Origin of the sequence: Pseudonocardia sp. DSM 110487 (genome assembly GCF_019468565.1) — a bacterium.
Classification (GTDB): domain Bacteria; phylum Actinomycetota; class Actinomycetes; order Mycobacteriales; family Pseudonocardiaceae; genus Pseudonocardia.
Window position 1 is genome coordinate 4,666,824 of sequence record NZ_CP080521.1, and the last position, 20,373, is coordinate 4,687,196.

Sequence of the window (20,373 nt, forward strand, 5' to 3'; positions counted from 1 at the left end):
CCCGGCGGGCTCTCGGCACCATGATCCGACGCCCAGTGCTGGGGGTGGCGGATTGGGCAGGTTGCCCAATCAGGTTGCCCAATCAGGCGGGGAGTTCGAGCGCGGAGAGGGCGAGCGAGAGCTCGACGTAGGCCCGCCGGCCGGTGAGCTCGCGGCCGACGAGGGCGGTGACGCGCTGCAGCCGGTTGAGGACGGTGTTGCGGTGGCAGTAGAGCCGCTCCGCGGCGACGCCGGCCGACCGGTCGGCCTCCAGCCAGGCCGTCAGCGTCTCCAGCAGCACCTCGCGTTCCCGCTGGGGCAGGCGCAGCACGGGTCCGAGCCATGCGTCCGCGAGTCGCTGCCGCAGCTCGGGGGAGCGCAGCAGCATCGCCTCGGGGTAGCGGTCCTCGATGCGGACGAGCGCTGCGCTGCCCCTGGGCAGGGTGCCCAAGGCGAGAACGGCGAGCCGGTGGGCGGGCGCCACCCCGGCGAGGCCCGCGGCGGTGGGTGCCGACGCCACCCTGCCCCGGGCGAGCGAGCGCAGCCGAGCCAGCACGAAGGCCGGGTCGTGGCTTTCGAGGGGTACGAGCCCGACGAGGGTGTCGGTGCGCACGTGCCAGACCGACCGGACCCCGAGCGCGGACAGGGCAGTCTGCGGGCCGGGCAGCGCGGCGGTGCCGTCCTGATCGAGGTCGGCGACCACCACGAGGTAGTGCCCGGCCAGCGGCAGGTCGAGCTGGTCGGCGACCCGCTGTCCGGTGGTGCCGCCCGCGACGACCTCCTCCAGCAGGGCGTGCCGGCGCTGGTCGTCGCGGCGCAACTGCTCGGCCTCGGCGCTGCGGTAGGAGGTGGACAGCGCCGACGAGAGGCCGTCCACCACGGTCCACATCGCGGTGGCGGCGGCGCCGAGGTCCGCGGGCGCCACCCCGTTCGTGCGTTCGAGGAGGGCCTCCCAGACGACCCGCCCGCCCAGCCGGAACGTCCGCAGCATCACTTCGAGGGGTACGCCCTGCTCGGCCCGCTGCCGGCCGATCGGTCCGGCAACCGGATCGTCTTCCGTGCTCCAGGGCCGGCCGTCCGCGAGCAGCTCCAGCACCCGCATGAGGTATCGGCGGCACCCGTCGCGCAGATCCTCCGGCGGCACGCTGCGGTAGTCGGTCCACGCCGGGTGGTCGGTGAAGACCGCGGTGACCAGCCGGTCGGTCAGCAGGTCGACGTCGGGCAACCATGCGGTCGCGATCGTCGACAGCGGGCCTTCCACGAGGCCGGACGGTACCGGCCGAACTTCTTCCCTCGTCCCGGAGCCGCGTCTACCCAACCCGGGGGACGAACAGCACCGCATCGGCGCCGACGAGGTGCTCCGGGTGCAGCGGGGCGTACCAGTAGTCGGCGATGCGGAGCGCCTGCCGCCGTCCCTTCAGGTCGTCGGCGTGGTGGATGCCTTCGCCGAGCTCGGCGAGCAGGCCTTCGAGGGTGTCCGGTGCCGGTTCGCCGAGCCCGCGGGACGGAGCCGACCCGAGCGCCGTGGCGACGAAGGCGTACCCGTCGCCCAGCACGGTCGCGATGATCGCGCCTGCACACCACCACCGCAGCGGGACACCCGCCATCGTCATCGAGCTCGGTTCGCGCTGCAGGTGCCCGTTGTGGGTGAACACCAGCGTCGGCCCGCGGCGCGACTCGCGGTCGGCGATGTCGCGCAGGTTGTCGGCCATCATGGCGGCGCGCATCCCGGCCGCCCGTGCGATGCGGTTCTCCGCCGGATCGGCCAGCACGCGGTGGTAGCGCAGGAGGCCGATGGCCGTGCGGGCGTGCAGCCGTGCCCGCCGCCAGCGCGCCTCCGAGGTTGCGGCGACGAGCCCGGGTGTCTCGGCGTCCAGCACCGCGGTGAGGTCGTCGGCGATCAGCCGCAGCGCGCGGGCGTCGGGCGAGTCGCCGGCGGAGCGGGCCGGGTCCATGACGGCCTCGGTGGCGGTCCACCGGACATCGTCGCCCGCCAGGCGCTCGATCTCGCCCGCGGCGCTGGGCACCAGGTCCGCGTCGACGTGCGCGGTGAGGTAGTCGCGGAGCGCCACGAGCGGGCCGCGCGGGCTCGCCGCGCTCGTCGTCTCCAGCGGTGCGTCGACGCCGTCGAACCGGAGCCGCTCGGCCGGCTCCCGCCCGGCGTTGTGCGCGCGCATCCAGGCGACCAGCTCGCGGTTCGCCGCCGCCGCCCCGAATCCGTGGCTGAAGCCGGTGAACATGATCACGTCGATATCGCCCGGCCCGCCCGCGACGTACGCGTCGACGGCCTGCGCGGCCAGCACGTCGGTCTCCATCGCGATGCCGCGGTACCCCTCGTGCTCGACGAGCCAGCGGAACATCCGGTTGCGGATCTCGAGGAACTCCTCGAAGCCGTGCGTGGGTTCGCCGAGGCCGAGCAGCCGGGGACGGGCCGGGAGGGAGCCGAGGAACCGGGACAGGGCATGGCCGAATTCGAATTCCAACACCCCTTCCACCTTAACATTGAAGCTCCTGTTGAGACTTTTCCCGGAAACCTGCACGGAATGCGTCCTGACGTTCAAGTGTCGACGGGCGGTGGTCGGGTTGTGGGCGGCCTGCGTCCGGGGACGTCTCGGGGCACTCGACCGGGTGAAGTTCGGGCGACCGGTCTGATCTTGCAGTCCGTTGCGGCAGACGCCGGAATGCCCTGGTCAGAGACCATCCTGTGAGGACGGTCCCGCTGTGCGAGTGATCCACGTTCTACAACTACGTACTGCAGCGAGGCGTATCCGTAGAGCGACTGGCTTCGTTCGTCGGCTGAGCAGCCGGGCGACCCGCTCCCCGTCGCCGCTCCGGTTCGTTCCCCGAAGAAGAGGAGCCCGGATGGCCCAGCACCGTTTCGCATCCCCACCACGAGCCGGCGGCGAATCGTCCGTCGTTCCTGTGGCGACAAGCCGCCGACGTTTCCTCGGCTACCTCGTCGCGGCGCCGACCCTGGTGGTGGCGGCCGAGCTCACGCGCCAGTCGGTGTTCGGTGAGACGCGGGCCGCGGCGGCGATCCCGTCCGCCCCGCAGACGCCCGAGGTCTACGACCTGCTCGACGCGCTGCGCGACGCGGGCCGGCCGACCGCGAACCTGATCCGGGTCGAGGTGAACCGCGACGGCACGGTGTCGTTCGCGTTGCCGCGTTCGGACAACGGCCAGGGCATCATCACCTCGACCCAGATGATCATCGCGGAGGAGCTGGATCTCGACGTCGAGCAGGTCCGCGTCACCCTCGCCGACGCCCGGCCCGAGCTGATGTTCAACCAGCTCACCGGCGGGTCGAGTACGACCTTCACCACCTACACCCCGATCCGGGTGGCGGCCGCGCTCGCGAAGGGGCGGCTGCTCGCCGCGGCGGCGCAGGTGCTCGGCCAGGACGTCCGCACGCTCACCAGCCGCGCGGGGATGATCAACGGCCTCGGGTTCGGTGAGCTCACGGAGAAGGCGGCCAGCGCGACGACGGAGCCGGTGGAGGTGGTCCTCAAGGGCACGGAGGACTTCCGCGTCATCGGGCGGCCGCAGAACAAGACCGACGCGCGCGCGATCGTCACCGGCCGGAAGAAGTTCGTGACGGACATGCAGGTCCCGGGCGCGCTGCCGACCGTCATCTGCCGGGCGCCGGACCTGAACGGCACGCCGAAGCGCGTCCGGAACCTGGACGAGGTGCGTGACATGCCGGGTGTCACCGACGTGGAGGTCGTCTCCACCGGCGTGGCGGTCCGGGCACGGACGTTCGGGCAGGCGATCGACGGCGTCAACGCGCTGCACGTCGACTGGAAGCCCGGCACCGTGGCGGGCGAGGACGACGCATCGATCCTGGCGACGTTGAAGGCCGCCGAGCTGCCGATGGCGGTGCCGCCCGGTATCGGCGAGACGATCGACCACGCGTTCACGTTCTACTTCACCTCAGGGAGCGCGCTCGAGACGAACTCGGCCATCGCCGACGTGCGGCGCGACCGCGCGGAGATCTGGAGCCCGCTGAAGAACCCGATCGCGGCGCAGGCGGAGATCGCGAAGCTGCTCGGGCTGCCGCAGAACAGCGTGAGCGTGCACGTCACGGAGGGCGGCGGATCCTTCGGTCGCAGGCTCTTCTTCGACGCAGCGCTGGAGGCCGCCGAGGTCTCGCGGGCGATGGGCAAGCCCGTGAAGCTGATGTGGACCCGCGCCGACGACTCGCGGCAGGGGCGGGTGCACCCGATGTGCACCTCGCGCGTGCGGGCCCAGATCAGCGGGACGTCCGTGCTGAGCTTCGAGCAGCGGCACACCAGCGTTGCGACGCAGATCAACCCCGGCCTCGGCGAGGCGATCACGGCGGCGGCGGTCAAGGCGCCGCTGGGCAACCTCACGCTGTCGGAGAGCATCTTCGAGCTGACGCAGGTCACGCCCTACCACTTCGGCGTGTCGACGCGGTTCCTGAACGAGGTCGACATGCGCTTCAACACCAGCTCGGTGCGCAACATCTACTCGCCGAACGTCGCGACGGCGCGCGAGCTGATGGTCGACCAGCTCGCCGAGAAGATGGGCAGGGACCCCTACGAGTTCCGCCGCGAGTTCGGCAAGACCGACCGGTTGCGCGCCGTCCTCGACCGGGTCGCCGATGAGGGTGACTGGGGTCGCTCCATGAAGAAGGGCACCGCGCAGGGCATCGGCGTCCACACCGAGTACAAGGGCGTGTCCGCGGCGCTCGTGGAGATCGACTGCCGGCCCGACACCGCCGACCGGAAGGTCCGCCATGGCGTGACCGGGCCGCGGGTGACCAAGGTCGTCTTCGCCATCGACGTCGGCCTCGTGATCAACCCGCGCGGCCTCGAGGCGCAGATGATGGGCGGCATCAACGACGCGCTCGCGCAGATCCTGACCTCGAGTCTGCACCTTCAGGACGGGCACTTCGTCGAGGCGAGCTGGGACAACTTCTTCTACACGCGGCAGTGGAACACCCCGCCCGAGATGAAGATCATCATCGTGGATTCGGGCGCGGACGAGCCCGGCGGGGCGGGGGAGGCGGGCCTCGCCGCGACGTGCGGGGCCATCGCCTGCGCCTATGCGCGGGCCACCGGCACGGTGCCGGAGTACTTCCCGATCAACCACGAGGACCCGTTGCCGTTCGAGCCGTGGGCGACCGTGCCGCCCGTGCCGGAGTCGCCGACCAACGGCCTGAAGTACACCTTCTGAGGAGCGCGCCCATGCCTACTCACACCTTCATGCTCAACGGCGAGCGCGTCTCGGTGGACACCGAGGACGACGTGCGCCTGCTCTGGGTGATCCGCGACCTGCTCGGTGTCACCGGCCCGAAGTACGGCTGCGGGATCAACGTCTGCAAGGCCTGCACCTCCCACATCAACGGCAAGGCCTTCAACCCGTGCTCCGTGCCGGTCGGTGACATCTCCGATGACGACGAGATCACCACGATCGAGGGGCTCGCCGACGGGGACGACCTGCACCCGATGCAGGAGGCATGGCTCGACAACGACGTGCCGCAGTGCGGCTTCTGCCAGCCCGGCCAGATCATGGCCGCGGTGGCGAAGGTCCGGCAGTGCCGCGACGAGGGCCGTGACGTCGACGACGAGGCGGTCGAGGAGATCCGCAACATCTGCCGTTGCGGCACCTACAACCGCATCCGCGAGGCCATCAAGGCCGGCGCGGAGGACATGTGAGGAGCGATCAGATGACCCAGCGCATGATCACCGGGCTGCTGTTGTCCGGCGCTGCCCTTCCCCTCGTGACGGGCACCGCCGCGGCGGGCGACCTCGAGCAGGCGGTGAGCGCGGGCGCGGCGACCGCAGGCGACGCGCAGGCCTCCTTCCTCGACGCCGCCGACGGCCCGGAGCCCGCGGGTGCCGACGGGCTGGGGACCGAGTTCCCCCAGTTCGACCCGCGTTTCGTGGAGGGGCCGGCCGGCGGGCTGCTCGACGACCCGCTCGGCTGACCGGGCGCGCTCCGCCGCCCTGCAGTAACCTGAAAATGAGCTATTAATGGTTACTCGCGGAGTGGGGGCTTCGACGATGAGCGTGAACGATCGCGGCAAGGACGAACTCGATGTCCGGGAGCTGCGTGCGGAGACCTGGGACGACTTCGAGCGGGTCCTCGGCAGGAACGGGGGCGCCCGTGGCTGCTGGTGCATGCACTGGCGGCTGTCGATCGCCGAGTGGATGGAGGGCAAGGGCGAGGGGAACAAGCAGGCGATGAAGGAGCTCGCCTCGCGCGAGCAGCCGCCTGGTGTGCTCGTGTACGAGGGGGACGAGCCCGTGGCCTGGTGCGCTCTGGGACCACGTGGCGCCTTCCCCCGGCTGGAGCGCTCACCCATCCTGGCGAGCGTCGACGACGAGCCTGTCTGCGCCATCACCTGCATCTTCGTCCACCGGCAGCGCCGAGGGGCCGGCCTGCTCCCCGCCGTTCTCGATGCCGTGTGCGACTACGCGGCCACCCGCGGATACCCGGTCGCCGAGGGGTATCCCGTCGAGCCCCGTTCCGGGCGGCGCGCGGGCTCCGACACCGCGATGACCGGCATCGCCAGCGCCTTCCTCGGTGCGGGCTTCACGGAAGTGGCCCGGCGGAAGGCCGACCGCCCGGTCATGCGCCGATCACTGGGCTGAGTGCGGCTGGGCCGACTGGCGGTGGCGGCTGGCCTTCTCACGGTTCCCGCAGGTGCTCATGCTGCACCACCGCCGCCGGCCGCCTCGCGAGGAGTCCAGGAACAGCCAACCGCACCGCCCGCACGCGCGGATCCGCTCGGGGGGCAGCGTGAACAACGCGTGCACCGCGAGCAGGGACAGCGCCGTCGGTATCGCCCCGGGGGTGGCCCAGTCGGCGGCGAGGTGATCCATCTCGGTATCGACGTCCTGGAGATGGCCCGCGCGGACGCCGGCCCCGCTCCGCTCCAGGAGGGCGCCCACGGATGCGGTGGGGACGGGTTGCCGGCGCGACACCGCGTCGAAGGCGGCCCATGCGTGCTCGCGGACGGAGCGGATGTCCTCCGTCAGGCCGTCCACCGCCGCATCGCCCAGTGCGGGTGCGGTCTCGAAGAACCCTGCCGACTCGCACCACGTGAGCACGTCCGACGGCGTCTTCAGCAGTTCGTTGTCCGGAACCGGGTGCGCGCGGTCGAACACCGTGTTCGCGAGGTCCAGCACCGGATGGCCGCCGATGAAGTGCCCGTCCTGCCACGGGGCGCGCGCTCGCGGTTCGGGCCGGCTAACCATTGAACACACAATATCCGGTTGGTACCCCGCCGGGCCGCTTCGGGTGCCGGCCTGCGCACCCCGTTTCGGCCGGCGCGCCCACTCGTAGCTGACGCCACCGGTCGATGGGCAGCGCAAGCCGACATCTGGTGCGTGAGCCGACACGGGTTGCCCGGCCCGCACCTCGCGCGAGCGCAGCGCGGGGTTGAGCGCGGTGAGCAACAGCGTGGTTGTCGCGCGCGGGTCGGTGGCCCAGCCGATGATGCGGTTGGCGAAGTGGCGGCTCGCCCAGCGCCGCCGTGCCGCGGCGGATCAGCATCCCTCTCGCCGGGCCGGTGCTCGAGCGGTGACTCGACCATCGGCCCGGCGGTGGCGAAGGGTGTCACTCGCGGTTGAGCTTGTCCTGGGCTGTCCCGGCCGCCTTCTCGACGGGGTTGGGCAGGTCGGTGGTGCCGTACATGCGTGCGTCCGGCCGCGTTGGCGGCGGCATCGGCGCGTGTGTGGTGGGCCCGTCGTGGTAGCTGAACTCGTGCCCGTCCGGGGTGGGCCCGCTCGCCCAGCGCCCGTTGGCGGCCTCCTTGCCGTCGCTGAAGTTGAGGTACTGGTAGGAGACTTCGGTGTGCTCCTTGCTCTGCGGGAAGTTGCTGGGCACAGGCATCCCCTCGTAGCCCTCCTCCTGCAGTTCCTTGGCCGCCGCGAGCCACTGGTTCTGGTGCATGGTGTCGCGGGCGAGCAGGAAGGACAGCAGCTCGCGGACACCGTGGTCGTCGGTCATGTGGTACAGCCGCGCGACCTGGGTGCGGCCTTGCATCTCGGCGTTGGCGTTGGCGGTGAAGTCGGCGAGCAGGTTGCCGCTGCCGGTGATGTAGCTGCCCTGCCACGGGTTGCCGTTGCTGTCCACGGGACGGGCGCCCGCACCGGCGACGATGGCGTGCTGTACGTCCATCCCGCCGACGACGGCGGCGACGGTCGGGTCGTCCTGTACGGCGTCGCTGGTGATGCCCAGCGGCGCCTTCTCGAGCAATTGGGCGATCATGGTGGCGAGCATCTCGACGTGGCCGAACTCCTCGGCGCCGATCCCGAAGACGAGGTCGCGGTACTTGCCGGGGAGGTGGGAGTTCCAGCCCTGGAACATGTACTGCATCGCAACGGTGATCTCGCCGTACTGGCCGCCGAGTACCTCTTGCAGCTTGCGCGCGTACACCGCGTCGGGCTGGTCGGGTGTGGACTTGAACTGGAGTTCCTGGCGGTGGAAGAACATGCATTCTCCTGGGAACCGAGTGGAATCGGTCCGGGTCTGAGCGGACACCGGCGAGCGCCGGAGCTCCGTGAGTGCCCCGCGCGGCCACGCGGAAACGGCGGCTCGGCGCGTCGCCCAGGCGCAATGGCTAGGGCCGTTCGGCCAGACGCCGCAGCGCTGCCGAGAGCGCATCCATGCCCCCCGCTCACGTGCCCGCGCCGTGATCATCCGGAGGTGATCCGGACGGCGGCCGCGCGCATCGCGTCGACGAACGCAGCGATCGCCGGGTTGCCTGCCGCGCCCCGCCGGTGGGCGGCCATCGTGCGCCGGTGCATCGGGAGCGGGGTGAGGACGACGTCCGCGTCCGTTGCCGTGACGTCACGTGCGGGGACGCCGAGCTGCGGGACGAGCGCGACCCCGCCGCCGATCGTGACCAGGGCCAGCACCGCCGGGAAGTCATCGACCACGTGCCGCGCGTCCGGCGTGAAGCCGGCGGCCTCGCAGGCCCGGATGGTCATGGTCCCGCAGCGGGTGTCGCGGGGCGCGACGATCCAGGGTGCGGCCCGCCACCGGCGCAGGGCATGCGGCTCGCCGGGCATCGGGGTGAGCGTGCGCGGCGCCGCGAGGAACATCACCTCCTCGAACAGGGCGACCGTCTCCACGCCGGGCTCGGCAGGCACGGGCACGAAGTCGTAGTCGTGCACGAGTGCGACGTCGACCTCGCCCGCGCGCAGCGCGCCGGGGACGGCAGCGGGGTCGAGCTCGCGCAGCCGGGGCTCGAGAGCGGGGTGTGCTCCGGCGAGGGCGGCGAGCGCGGCGGGTACCACGGCCCGTGCCGCCGACGGGAACGCACCGATCCGCAGCGGGCCCGCCGGCTCTGCCCGGCCCGCCGCGAGGTCGGCCTCGGCGCGTTCGAGGCGTTCGAGCACGGCCTCGGCGTGCGCGACGAGCCCGTGCGCGGCGGGAGTCAGCTCCACCCGCCGACCGCTGCGGGCCAGCAGGCGGGTGCCCGCCTCCCGTTCCAGGGCGGTGAGCTGCTGCGACACCGCCGACGGCGTGTAGGCGAGCGCCTCGGCGACCGCGGCGATCGTGCCGCGGTGGGCGAGTTCCCGGAGCAACCGCAGGCGCCGCACGTCGAGCATCAGCACAGCTTACGGACAACAGCAGAAATGTGAACTGGATCTGACGCTCGGTGGGACCGACGCTGTCGTCCATGGAGCTCTCGGGTGTGTACGTCCCGCTCGTCACGCCGTTCACACCCGACGGGGAGGTGGACACGGCCACCCTCGAACGGTTGGCGCGCGAGGTGGTGGCGGACGGGGCCGCCGGGATCGTGGCGCTCGGCACGACGGGCGAGCCCGCCGTGCTGGAGGACGCGGAACGCCGCGCGGTGCTCGACGTCTGCGCGGCCGTGCGCCGCGACACCGGCACGACCATGGTGGTGGGCGCGGGCGGGAGCGGCACGTGGCGCAGTGCGGCCGAGCTCGCCGCGCTCGCGGCATGGCCGGAGGTGGACGCGGCGCTCGTGCCCGTGCCCGCGTTCGTGCGGCCCACCGAGGCGGGCGTGGTGGCGCACATGGCGCAGCTTGCGGCCCGGAGCCCGGTGCCGGTGATCGTCTACCACGTGCCGCACCGCACTGCCCGCCCCCTCGGCGTCGCCACGCTGCGCGAGCTGGCCGCGCTGCCCGGCGTCGTGGGCATGAAGAACGCCGTCCCGGCGCTGGACGCCGACACCGTGACGCTGCTCGCCGACCCGCCGCGCGGGTTCGCCGTGCTCGCGGGCGACGTCATGGCCGCCCCGATGCTGGCCCTCGGCGCGGCCGGGGCGATCGCGGCGTCGGCGCACCTGTGCACCGGGCGATGGGTCGCGATGGTCGACGCGTGGCGTGCGGGCGACGCGGCACGCGCCCGCGAACTGGGCGCCCCGCTCGCGCCGCTGGCGGCGGCCCTGTTCGCCGAGCCCAACCCGAGCGTGATCAAGGCAGTCCTGCACGCGACGGGCCGGATCCCGGCACCGGACGTGCGGCTGCCGCTCCTTCCGCCTGATCCGGCGACGGTGGCGGCGGCGCTCCACCGGATAGCACTAGCGTGCGGGCGTGAGTGAGTTGACGATCGGCCTGGGACTGCCGATCTCCGGCGGATGGGCGACCCCGGAGAACCTGGTGCGGGTGGCGGCGGAGGCGGAAGAACTGGGATACGCGTCCCTGTGGACGCTGCAGCGCCTCCTCGTCGGCGCCGACCAGGACCTGCATCCGGTCTATCACAGCGTGCTGGACCCGGTCGCCGCGCTGGCGTTCGCCGCCGCGCGCACGTCCCGCATCCGGCTGGGTATCGGGGTGATCAACCTCCCGTTCGTCCCACCCGCTTACCTGGCGAAGCAGGCGGCCACCCTCGACGTCCTGTCGGACGGGCGGCTCGACCTCGGGCTGGGGGTGGGCTGGTCGCCCGCCGAGTTCACGGCGTCGGGCGCGTCGACAGCCCGGCGCGGCCCGCGGACCGTGGAGTACGTGCGAGTACTGCACACGCTGTGGGCCGACGAGGTGAGCAGGTTCGAGGGCGAGTTCTACACGGTGCCGCCGAGCCGGATGCTGCCGAAGCCCGTGCAGCGGCCCGGTCCGCCCGTGCTCCTCGGGGGCGGCGTGCCGGCGGCGCTGCGCCGCGCGGGACGCATCGCCGACGGGTGGATCAGCAGCAGCGGCGCCGACCTGACCCGGCTCGCCGATGACATCGCGCTGGTCCGCCAGGGCGCCGATGAGGCGGGGAAGGACCCGGCGGCCGTACGCGTGGTCGTCCGCGGTGTGGTGCGGGTGGACGGGCGGGACGACCGAATCCTGTCCGGCTCCTACGACAAGATCCGCGAGGATGCGGCGTGGCTGGCCGGGCAAGGCGTCACCGAGCTGTTCTACGACCTGAACTACGACCGCGCGATCGGGAGCCCGGAGGCGGATCCGGCAGCCGGCCTCGACCGCGCCCTGAAGATCATGGACGCGCTACGCCCTTGAACCCGCGCGAATAGGCGAGCCTCCGGTGGTCGGGTAGGGCCGGCGCCGGCGTGTCCGCCGAGCACTCAGGCGCCCGGGCGCCTTCGCTGCTCGACCGGCGCCCCCTGCAGGAACTGGGCGACGGCGGCGTCGACCTCCGCGGCTCGCTCCAGGTGCGGGGCGTGCCCGCAGCCGAGCACCTGGAGCGTGACCGGCCCGGCGGCGCGGTCGCGCACCGCTTCCACGTGCACGACCGTGCCGTACGGGTCCGCAGTGCCCTGCACGCCGAGCACCGGGCAGGTGACCGCGGCCAGCTCCGGGCGGATGTCCCAATCGCGGAACGCGTCGTCGAGCCAGCCGTCGTTCCAGTTCCAGAATGTGACGTCGGGGTCGCGGTGGTGGCGGGCCATCCGGGACCGCAGGTCGCCTTCGAGGTACTCGCGGCGGGCCTGTTCGATGCCGCGCAGCCCGGCCTCCTCGACGAAGACGTGCGGCGCGAGCACCACGAGTGCCTCCACCTCGGCCGTGCCCGCGTGGAGGAGGGCGATGGAGCCGCCGTCGCTGTGCCCGACGAGCACCACCCGGTCCAGTCCGAGCGCCGCGCGCACGGCGGGGACCACGTCGGTGGCTTCGTCGTGCATGTACCGCGGGGTTCGCTTGCCCTGCGGGAGGTCGGAGCCGCCGTGGCCGAGCCGGGAGAACGCCACCGCGCGCCGGCCGGTGGCGGCGGCGAGCCGGTGGTGGAACCGCCGCCACAGCCGTACCGAACCCAGCCCCTCGTGCAGGAGGAGCAGCGGCGCGCGGGCGGGGTCGCCGGGCACGTCCTCGTACTCGACGCGCCCGCCGGGCACGTCGACCAGCGGGAGATCCACGCGAGCGAGCCTGCCCCCGCTGCGCGGGCTCGTCCAGCTGGGCCCCGGGGGGCGCGGCGGCGCCGGTCAGGCGCGCCGGGCCCGGACCGCCCGCACCACCAGCCAGATCCCGGCAACCAGAGCCACCAGTCCGATGACCAGCCACAGCCGGGAACCGGACATGAAGCTGCCGCCGAGCAGGTTGCTGCCCTGCAGGGTCCACACGGCGCCGATCAGGACGAGGACGACCCCGAGGGCGGGAAGCACGAATCGCATCCTTCGATGATGCTCCCTCCCGGGTCGGCTCCACGGTGGATGATCTGGTCATGACGGACGGTTGCGGTGCTGCCGGAGCGGCTGAGCTCGCCGAAGGGGCATGCATGAGGCGCATGCCGTTCCTCAGCTGTTCGTGCGTGCGACGGCGTGCTGCGTGCGCTGGCGGCGGGCCATCCGGCCCATGAACCGGACGATCAGGCGGCGCGGCAGGACCTTGCTGGCGAGGGCGAGCGGGCGGCCGTTGGTGATCACCGACGGGGGCGCGGAGCGGCGGTCCAGCGTGTCGAGTGCCGTCCTGACGACGTGGGCAGGGGTGGCTCGCTTCGCGCCGTAGTCGGCCGACTGGCTGCCGGCGGCGTCGTAGAACTCGGTCCGCGTGGCGCCGGGGCACACGGCGAGGACGCGTAGACCGGTGTCGTGGGTCTCTTCCCACAGCGATTCGGTGAAGCTGAGGACGAAGGCCTTGGTGGCGCCGTAGACGCTCATGTACGGGGTCGGCTGGAACCCCAGGAGGCTCGCGACGTTGATCAGGACGCCGGTGTCGGCGGCGGCCAGCGGGTCGATGTAGGCGCGGCTGAGGTCGACCAGCGCGCTGATGTTCAGCGCGATCATGCTCTGCAGACGGTCCGGATCCTCGTCGGCGAGTGCGTCGTTGCTGCCGAAGCCGGCGTTGTTGACCAGTCCGGTGGCGTGGATGCCGCGGGCTTCGAGTTCGGCGCGCAGCGTGCGGCCGGCGTCGGGCAGGCCGAGGTCGCGGGCGATGACGGTCACCGTGACGCCGTGGGCGCGGGTGAGTTCGTCGGCCAGGTTCTCGAGCCGGTCGGCCCGGCGGGCGACGAGCACGAGATCCGCGCCGCGGCGGGCCAACTGGCGTGCGAACTCCGCGCCGAGCCCGGAGCTGGCGCCGGTGACGATGACGGTCTGGCGGCCGTAGTCGATCTTGGTCATGCCATACACTCTACGCATCTTCGTGCACGGAGTGCAAATTGCTTCGTCAGGTGAATCTACGTACCATCGGTGCATGGCCCAGAAGTCGACCCCCATCCGTGAGCAGACCCGCGCCGTGGTCCGTTCCCTGCTCGCCCGGACCGCTGTCGAGCTGTTCGCCGCCAAGGGCTACGACGACACGACGCTCGACGAGGTCGCCGCCGCGGCGGGTGTTTCCCGACGGACCTTGTTCAACTACTTCCGCAGCAAGGAGGACCTCGCGCTCGGCGGCCTGTCCGAACAGGGCGAGCTGATCGCCGCCCGGTTCGCCGAGCGTCCGGCCGACGAGGAGGTCTGGGCGTCACTGCGGGCGGCGTTCCAGGTGCTGGAGGAGATCGAGATGACGGCCGAGCGGCGGCTCGAGATGATCACGCTGCTGTTCGGCAACGACGCCCTGCGTGCCGGTCACGCCGAGAAGCAGGGTCGCTGGCAGGACCTGCTGGCACCGCTGATCGAGCCGCGGTTGCCCGACTCCGGCCGCCGCGCCTTGCAGGCGCGCGCGATCGCGGCCGCGGCGATCACGTGCCTGCAGGCAGCGAACGAGGAGTGGGCGCGCCTTGGCGGACAGGTCGACCTGTTCGACCTCTACGACGCGGCCGTAGGAGCCGTCCGCCGTCCGGCCTGAGCCGCCAAGCCTGGCGCGGCGAGCACCCGCTGCCGGACGTCGACGGGCGCGCTGTCCGTCGGGGGACCGGTCGGTACATGTGATCCCACGGTCTGGCCGATCAGGTCGGCGATAGGCACGATGACGGGCGTGGAACCCCGCGAGATCGTGGACACCTACCTCGACGTCATCCGCACCGGCGAGCTCGATCGTCTCGATGCCATGCTCTCGCCCAACATCTACGACCACGTCGGGCAGCGCGGAGGGATCGCCTGGTGGAAGGAGATCCTCGGCTCGCTGTCGGCTGGCTTCAGCGACCAGCGCGTCATCGTGCACCACGTACTGGTCGACGGTGACATGGTGGCAGTCCACCTGACGGTCGAGGGCGTCCACACCGGACGATTCCTGCCGCAGATCGGCTCGGTGGAGCCCACGGGCAAGCCGTTCGCGTGGTCGCATGTTCACCTGTTTCGCGTGGCTGATGGCCTGGCTGTGGAGCATTGGGCGGTTCGCGATGACATCGGCCTTGCGAAGCAGGTGGGCATCCTCTGATTTGCTGCTCACTTGAGAAGCTCCGTCAACGGGATCGGTCAGGCCTCGCCGTGGGCGCGCTGCAGGATGGCGGTGGCTACCAGCGGCCGTGCCTCGTGAGCACCGGCTGCGGCCCGCTCAGTTCACCAGCGGAAAGTGGCAAGACACCGATCGGTTCGGGCTGATCCGCGTGAGCGGCGGCTCGATCTCGGCACAGGTGGTTCGGGCCAGCGGGCAGCGAGTGCGGAAGCGGCATCCGCGTGGTGGATCGAGCGGTGAGGGCAGCTCGCCACGCAAGGTCCGGCCGCCGAGTGCGACGGCCGGGTCGGGGACCGGCACCGATTCGATCAGCGCGCGGGTGTACGGGTGCGCCGGCTCCCGGTAGACCTCGTCGGCGTCGCCGATCTCGACGATCTTTCCGAGGTACATCACGGCGATGCGGTCGCTGATGTTCCGCACGACGGCGAGATCGTGCGAGATGAACAGCATCGCGAGCCCGCGTTCGGCGCGCATCCGCTCCAGCAGGTTCAGCACCTGGGCCTGGACGGACACGTCGAGCGCGGACACCGGCTCGTCGCAGATCAGCAGGTCGGGGTGCAGCGCCATGGCGCGCGCGACCGCGATCCGCTGGCACTGGCCACCGGAGAACTCCCCGGGACGGCGGTCGGCCACCAGATCCGGGTCCAGTCCGACCTGGCGCATGGTCTCGTCCACGCGGTCGGCGATGCCGTCCGCGTCCATGCCGTGGATCGTGAGGCCCTCGGCGATGACGTCGCGGATCCGGCGCCGCGGGTTCAACGCGGAGATCGGGTCCTGGAAGATGATCTGCATGCGCGGCAGGACCCGCCGCAGCCGGGCGAAGGACATCGAGGTCAGCTCGACCCCGTCGAACCGGATGCGGCCCGCCTTGGGAGCCGGCAGCCGCACGAGCGCCTTCGCGACGCTGGACTTGCCGCAGCCGGATTCCCCCACCAGTCCCAGTGTCTCGCCACGCCGCACCTGGAAGCTGACGCCCGAGACCGCGTGAACCGTCCCGCCGGGGACGCGGAACGACTGCACGAGGTCCTCGACCTCCAGCAGGGGCCGGCTGGGTTCGGGATCGACTGTGCTGGCACTAGTCACGGCTGCTCCTGTGGGATCGGGCCGGCCGGCGCGAAGCAGGCGTACCGGTGGCCGGGGTCATCGGCCGGCTGGAGGTTCGGTGCCTCCGCCGTGCAGCACGGGAGGACGGCCGCGCAGCGGGGTGCGAAGCGGCATCCCGAGCCGTGGGCCACCGGGTCGGGCGGTGCCCCCGGGATGGTGTGGAGCAGGGAATGGCGCGGCTGAGCCATGTCCGGGATCGCGCTCAGCAGGGCCCGCGTGTACTGGTGGCGGTGCCTGGCGAACAGCGCCGCCGTGGGGGCTTCCTCGAGAACCTGCCCGCCGTACATGACGGCGATCCGATCGGTGCGTCCGGCGAGTACACCGAGGTCGTGGCTGACCATGATCACGGCCATGTTCCGCTCGCGTTGGATGTCCTGGAGCAGGTCGAGGATCTGCTTCTGCACGGTCACGTCCAGTGCGGTGGTCGCCTCGTCGGCGATGAGCAGCTCGGGGTCGCAGGCCAGGGCCATGGCGATGGTGACGCGCTGACGCATGCCGCCCGAGAGCTGGTGGGGGTACTGGCGGAGGCGCTTGCGTGGCTCCGGGATCCCCACCTGCTCCAGGAGCTCCAACGCCTTCGCACGCGCCGCCGTACGGCTGAGGCCCAGGTGGTGGCGCGACCCCTCGATGAGGTGCCGTTCGATGCGCACGACCGGGTTGAGAGCGGTCATCGGGTCTTGGAAGACCATCGCGATGTGCCGGCCCAGGTAGGTGCGGGCCTTCTGCACCGACAGGGCGCGAAGGTCGACCCCGCCGAAGTGCACACCGCCGCTGATCTCGGCCGCGCGGGGCGCGATCCCCATGATCGTGCGGACGAGGATGCTCTTGCCGGAGCCCGACTCGCCGGCGATGCCGAGGGTCTGCCCGCGCTCGAGGGTCAGCGTCACGCCGTCGACGGCGCGCAGCAGCCCGCGTGGCGTCGGGATGTGGCAGCGGAGGTCGTCGACCTGGAGCAGCGGCGGGCGGCCGTGGGAACCGATGGCCCGCTGCGGTCCCGGCTCCGGGTCGGTGGTGGTCGGGGAGTTCATGGCGGCCCTTTCCGCTGCCGGGTGCTGTCAGAGCTGCGACTGCGCCACGTCGAAGCGTCCGCGAAGGTGGTCACCCACGGCGTTGAGCGCGTACACGGTCACGAACAGGAAGAACACGGGGACGAAGACCAGGCTCGGATGCGTGGCGATCCGGTCGTCGCTCTCGGCGACCATGCCGCCCCAGCTGGGGTAGGGCATCGGCATCCCGAATCCGAGGAAGCTCAGGGAGCCCTCGATCACGATCAGCAGCGCCATGACCACCACGGAGAACGAGACGATGCTCATGAGCGCGTTTGGCAGGATCTCCCGGAACATGATCCGCCAGTGGGACGCGCCCATGGCACGGGCCGCCAGGACGAACTCGCGGCTGCTCTGGGCGACGACGCTGCCCTTCGTCATCCTGGCGAACGACGGGATGATCAGAACCGCCAGGCTGAGGGTGAGGCTCGGGATGCTCGGCCGCACTGCCGCCGCGAGGGCGATGAGGAACAGCAGCGGGGGAAACGCCTGCACGACCTCGGCCAGGGTGTCGATGACAGCCTCGATCGGGCCCCGGAAGTAGCCGGCGAGCAGTCCGAGGAAGCCCCCGACGGCGAGCCCGACGACGGCCGCCGTGAGCCCGACCGCCATCGACGCCCTGGCTCCGTACAAGATGCGCGACAGCACGCTGCGCCCGATCGCGTCCGTGCCGAGCAGCTCGCCCGTCAGCTGCGGCCCCTGCATCGGGGGACCGACCACCTCGTCGTAGCCGGCGATCGGCAGGACGTCCGCCAGCAGAGCCACCAGGGCGAGGCAGGCGATCCACGCGGCCCCGATCCACAGCGGAAGGCTCGCCAGTCGGCGCGGTATGCGGACTCCGGCGGGCGATGCCGTCGTCGTGGGTTCGCCCGGCCGTCCGCCGCTCTGGACGGGATGCATCACCGAGGACATGTGGTCACCTCGTCCGGATCCGCGGGTCGATGATCGAGTAGCTCACGTCGACCACGATGTTGATGAGCACGTAGATGACGGCCACGACGACGACGATCCCCTGGATCGTGGGGATGTCCTGGAACGGAACCGACTGGATGACCAGGAAGCCGAGACCGGGCAGCGCGAAGAGCGACTCCACGATGACCGCCCCACCGAGCAGGCGTCCCATGGACAGTCCGGCCACCGTCGTCAGGGAGAACAGCGATGGGCGCAGCACGTGGCGGAACAGCACGTACCCGGGGGGCAGGCCACGCGCTCGGGCCGACAGCACGAACTTCTCCTGCAGGGTGCTGATCACATCGCTGCGGAGCAGCCGGAAGTAGACCGCTGCCTCCATCAGGGCGAGGCTCAGCGCCGGCAGGAAGGCGAAGCGCAGGTTGCCGATCGGGTCCTCGGTGAACGGGACCCAGCCGCCGACCGGGAACAGCCGCGCCTTCACCGCCAGCAGGTAGATCAGCAGCACCGCGGCCGCGAACCCGGGCAGCGACAGCAGCGCCGACGAGAGCGCGGTGGCGGCGCGGTCCAGCCTCCCGCCGGCGCGGGCACCTGCGAAGAGCCCGAGGGGAACCGCGATGAGCAGTGCCATGACGACGGAGAGCAACGCGATCTCGAGCGTCACGGGGAACCGTTGGGCGATCGCCGTGGTGACCGGAAGGCCCATGCGCAGCGACGTTCCGAGGTCCCCGCCGAGGGCCGCCGCCAGCCAGTCCCTATAGCGCACGAGGAACGGCTGGTCCAGGCCCAACTGCTCGTCGAGCCGGGCGATCTGCTCAGGGGTCGCCTGGTCGCCGAGCATCGCCAGCGCGGGCGAGCCCGGCATCAGGTCGACCATCGCCGTCGTGAACAGCGTGATCAGGAACAGCACCGGTACCAGGCGCAGGAGACGACTCCCGACTTGACGCAACACCGTGGCTCCCATCGGTGCGAGCGGCGGCTTCCCTCAGTCGCCGGGCGTGCTCAGGGCCGGAATCCGATCTTGTCCCAGCGGAGCAGGCCACGGCTGCTGTACTCCAGGCCGGTGACGTTCCGGGACATGATCGTGCTGAGGGTAGGTGTGAAGGTGAACAGACCCGGCAGGTCCGCCATGAACCGCTCCTGCACCACGCGGTAGTCCGCGGCGCGCTCGGCGGTGTCACTCGTCGACCGCGCCGCGATCAGCGCGGCGTCGACGTCGGTGTCGGTGTAGCCGGTGGTGTTGAAGCTGCCGGACGTGCGCAGGAGGTTCACCAGGGCGGGCTCCGGGTCCGGGAACCGGTAGGACCCCGGGTACGGGCTCATGTCGTAGTCGTGCCGGAGGAAGACCCGCTCGCGGGCCGCGGTGACATCGACGTTGTCGATTCGGATCGACACGTTCCGCATGTCTCGAAGCTGGCTCTGGATGTACTGCGCTGCGCGGGCGTTGACGTCGTTGCCGCTGATGTTGACGAAGACGAAGTCGACCGGCTTGCCCTCGGCAGCCAGCTCGTCGAACAGCTCCTGGGCGCGAGCTCGGTCGGTGGCCGGGAAGGTCAGGTCGGGTTCGTGGAAGGGGGATCCCGGTACGAACAGGGTCTCGGCAGCGCGGGCTTCCGGTGCCCCCTGCATGATCTCGGCGAGCCGCTGCCGGTCGATGCTCAGGTAGATCGCCTCGCGAGCCCGGACGTCGTCGAACGGCGCGCGCCGATTGTTGAAGTAGATCCAGCCTCCGCCGTTCTGGGACTCGCGGTGCACGATGAGACCCATCGCCTCGGCCTGTGCGAACAGCGCGAGGTCGGAGTCCGCGCTCGGCGGCTGCATGTCCGCCTGGCCGGACGCGATCGTGTTGATCCGTTGCGCGGCCTCGGGGACGAGGTTGATCCGCACCTGCTCCAGGTAGGGCTTCCCGTCCTGCCAGTAGTTCGGATTCGCGGTGTAGAGCTCGTGGCTGTCGCGCACCCACTCCGTGAGCAGATACGGCCCGGCACCCACAGGGTTCTCGAAGAAGCCGTCGGGGTCGGTCCGCATCGCGGTCGGGGACACGATGAACGGCAGCGACTGCGCGATCATCTTGTCGAGGTGCATGTTCGGCTCGGGTGATGTGATCTGCAGCGTCAGGGGATCGATGACCGACATGTCCCAGGTGGCGATGGTGCGCGCCTCCGGCGAGAAGTCCAGATCGACGTAATGCCGGTAGGTGAACCGCACCGCCTCTGCGTCGTACGGGGTGCCGTCGGTGAAGGAGACCCCTGGCCGGATCCGCATGGTCCAGACCCGCCCGTCCTCGGACGGCTCGAGGCTCTCCCCGATGTGCGGCACCGCCTCCCCGGTCACCGGGTCGGAGAAGAAGAGGTGGTCGAAGACGGCGGCGAGCCGCGTCGCGTCGCCCGTGGACGAAAGGGTGGCGTCCTGGGCCGGGTCGAAGCTACGGGTCGGGATGCCGATCGCCATGGTCAGCGTTCCGCCCCGCTCCGGCTCGGCGTCGACGGGCCCCGCCGTGGCGGCCCCACCGGATCCCCCGCACGCGGCGAGCATCAGCGTCAGTGCGACGGCCGCTCCGACGGCCGTGAGCCTGCCGCGGATGTCCGTTCGCGGAGATCTCGACATCGTTGTCGCCTCCTTCC

Annotated in this window: 21 protein-coding genes; 8 read left to right on the top strand and 13 right to left on the bottom strand. The window is 71.4% G+C overall.

All coding sequences use genetic code 11. The features are described 5' to 3' along the window. Positions 1-82: 82 nt before the first annotated feature. On the bottom strand, positions 83-1,240 hold the full coding sequence (locus K1T35_RS21735; RefSeq protein WP_255622398.1) for a CdaR family transcriptional regulator: 1,158 nt from the start codon (positions 1,238-1,240) through the stop codon (positions 83-85). Positions 1,241-1,289: 49 nt separating this feature from the next. After that, positions 1,290-2,465, bottom strand: a complete 1,176-nt coding sequence (locus K1T35_RS21740; RefSeq protein WP_220261946.1) for an erythromycin esterase family protein — start codon at positions 2,463-2,465, stop codon at positions 1,290-1,292. A gap of 376 nt (positions 2,466-2,841) precedes the next feature. On the opposite strand from K1T35_RS21740, the gene K1T35_RS21745 reads away from it, so the two are divergent. The 4 genes from K1T35_RS21745 to K1T35_RS21760 all read left to right on the top strand — a co-directional run bounded on the left by K1T35_RS21745 (position 2,842) and on the right by K1T35_RS21760 (position 6,596). Further along, a complete protein-coding gene (locus K1T35_RS21745; protein ID WP_220261947.1) occupies positions 2,842-5,175 on the top strand; it encodes a molybdopterin cofactor-binding domain-containing protein in 2,334 nt (777 codons plus the stop codon). Positions 5,176-5,186: 11 nt separating this feature from the next. Then, positions 5,187-5,657, top strand: coding sequence for a (2Fe-2S)-binding protein (locus K1T35_RS21750; protein ID WP_220261948.1), 471 nt, complete (start codon positions 5,187-5,189; stop codon positions 5,655-5,657). Positions 5,658-5,668: 11 nt separating this feature from the next. Continuing rightward, positions 5,669-5,929 (top strand): hypothetical protein, encoded by a 261-nt coding sequence (locus tag K1T35_RS21755; protein WP_220261949.1) that lies wholly within the window; start codon positions 5,669-5,671, stop codon positions 5,927-5,929. Between the two features lie 76 nt (positions 5,930-6,005). Further along, positions 6,006-6,596: a GNAT family N-acetyltransferase gene (locus K1T35_RS21760; RefSeq protein ID WP_220261950.1), complete on the top strand. Its 591-nt coding sequence runs from the start codon at positions 6,006-6,008 to the stop codon at positions 6,594-6,596. On the opposite strand, the gene K1T35_RS21765 is transcribed toward K1T35_RS21760, so the two are convergent. The 3 genes from K1T35_RS21765 to K1T35_RS21775 all read right to left on the bottom strand — a co-directional run bounded on the left by K1T35_RS21765 (position 6,585) and on the right by K1T35_RS21775 (position 9,563). Continuing rightward, on the bottom strand, positions 6,585-7,202 hold the full coding sequence (locus K1T35_RS21765; RefSeq protein WP_220261951.1) for a CGNR zinc finger domain-containing protein: 618 nt from the start codon (positions 7,200-7,202) through the stop codon (positions 6,585-6,587). The two genes, K1T35_RS21760 and K1T35_RS21765, sit on opposite strands and share 12 nt — an antisense overlap. Before the next feature lie 361 nt (positions 7,203-7,563). After that, positions 7,564-8,442: a manganese catalase family protein gene (locus tag K1T35_RS21770; protein WP_220261952.1), complete on the bottom strand. Its 879-nt coding sequence runs from the start codon at positions 8,440-8,442 to the stop codon at positions 7,564-7,566. Between the two features lie 203 nt (positions 8,443-8,645). Further along, positions 8,646-9,563, bottom strand: coding sequence for a LysR family transcriptional regulator (locus K1T35_RS21775; protein ID WP_220261953.1), 918 nt, complete (start codon positions 9,561-9,563; stop codon positions 8,646-8,648). Positions 9,564-9,634: 71 nt separating this feature from the next. Between K1T35_RS21775 and K1T35_RS21780 the strand changes: the two genes are divergently transcribed. Continuing rightward, positions 9,635-10,525: a dihydrodipicolinate synthase family protein gene (locus tag K1T35_RS21780; RefSeq protein ID WP_220261954.1), complete on the top strand. Its 891-nt coding sequence runs from the start codon at positions 9,635-9,637 to the stop codon at positions 10,523-10,525. Then, positions 10,518-11,423 carry a TIGR03619 family F420-dependent LLM class oxidoreductase gene (locus tag K1T35_RS21785; protein WP_255622399.1) on the top strand — a complete coding sequence of 302 codons (906 nt, stop codon included), beginning with the start codon at positions 10,518-10,520 and terminating at the stop codon, positions 11,421-11,423. The genes K1T35_RS21780 and K1T35_RS21785 overlap by 8 nt, the downstream gene beginning before the upstream one ends. A gap of 65 nt (positions 11,424-11,488) precedes the next feature. Here the strand turns inward: K1T35_RS21785 and K1T35_RS21790 are convergent, their stop codons facing one another. From K1T35_RS21790 to K1T35_RS21800, 3 genes are all read right to left on the bottom strand, one after another. Continuing rightward, positions 11,489-12,274, bottom strand: coding sequence for an alpha/beta fold hydrolase (locus K1T35_RS21790; protein WP_220261955.1), 786 nt, complete (start codon positions 12,272-12,274; stop codon positions 11,489-11,491). A 66-nt stretch (positions 12,275-12,340) separates the two neighbouring features. Further along, a complete protein-coding gene (locus tag K1T35_RS21795) occupies positions 12,341-12,529 on the bottom strand; it encodes a hypothetical protein (RefSeq protein ID WP_220261956.1) in 189 nt (62 codons plus the stop codon). 123 nt (positions 12,530-12,652) lie between these two features. Then, positions 12,653-13,477 carry an SDR family oxidoreductase gene (locus tag K1T35_RS21800; RefSeq protein WP_220261957.1) on the bottom strand — a complete coding sequence of 275 codons (825 nt, stop codon included), beginning with the start codon at positions 13,475-13,477 and terminating at the stop codon, positions 12,653-12,655. Positions 13,478-13,550: 73 nt separating this feature from the next. On the opposite strand from K1T35_RS21800, the gene K1T35_RS21805 reads away from it, so the two are divergent. Together K1T35_RS21805 and K1T35_RS21810 are read left to right on the top strand one after the other, a co-directional pair. Then, positions 13,551-14,141 (top strand): TetR/AcrR family transcriptional regulator, encoded by a 591-nt coding sequence (locus tag K1T35_RS21805; RefSeq protein WP_220261958.1) that lies wholly within the window; start codon positions 13,551-13,553, stop codon positions 14,139-14,141. A gap of 129 nt (positions 14,142-14,270) precedes the next feature. Continuing rightward, on the top strand, positions 14,271-14,672 hold the full coding sequence (locus K1T35_RS21810; RefSeq protein WP_220261959.1) for an ester cyclase: 402 nt from the start codon (positions 14,271-14,273) through the stop codon (positions 14,670-14,672). A gap of 117 nt (positions 14,673-14,789) precedes the next feature. Here the strand turns inward: K1T35_RS21810 and K1T35_RS21815 are convergent, their stop codons facing one another. Genes K1T35_RS21815 through K1T35_RS21835 form a run of 5 tightly spaced genes read right to left on the bottom strand, consistent with a single transcriptional unit; the run spans position 14,790 to position 20,356 of the window. Then, positions 14,790-15,773 (bottom strand): ABC transporter ATP-binding protein, encoded by a 984-nt coding sequence (locus K1T35_RS21815; protein ID WP_220261960.1) that lies wholly within the window; start codon positions 15,771-15,773, stop codon positions 14,790-14,792. Continuing rightward, positions 15,770-16,822 (bottom strand): ABC transporter ATP-binding protein, encoded by a 1,053-nt coding sequence (locus tag K1T35_RS21820; protein WP_220261961.1) that lies wholly within the window; start codon positions 16,820-16,822, stop codon positions 15,770-15,772. The genes K1T35_RS21815 and K1T35_RS21820 overlap by 4 nt, the downstream gene beginning before the upstream one ends. A gap of 27 nt (positions 16,823-16,849) precedes the next feature. Next, positions 16,850-17,752 (bottom strand): ABC transporter permease, encoded by a 903-nt coding sequence (locus K1T35_RS21825; RefSeq protein ID WP_220261962.1) that lies wholly within the window; start codon positions 17,750-17,752, stop codon positions 16,850-16,852. A gap of 4 nt (positions 17,753-17,756) precedes the next feature. Continuing rightward, the gene (locus K1T35_RS21830) at positions 17,757-18,713 is read right to left on the bottom strand and encodes an ABC transporter permease (protein ID WP_255622401.1); all 957 of its coding nucleotides are present in this window, start codon (positions 18,711-18,713) and stop codon (positions 17,757-17,759) included. A 38-nt stretch (positions 18,714-18,751) separates the two neighbouring features. Then, complete coding sequence (locus tag K1T35_RS21835) at positions 18,752-20,356, bottom strand: ABC transporter substrate-binding protein (RefSeq protein ID WP_220261964.1); 1,605 nt, start codon at positions 20,354-20,356, stop codon at positions 18,752-18,754. Between the last annotated feature and the right edge of the window lie 17 nt (positions 20,357-20,373).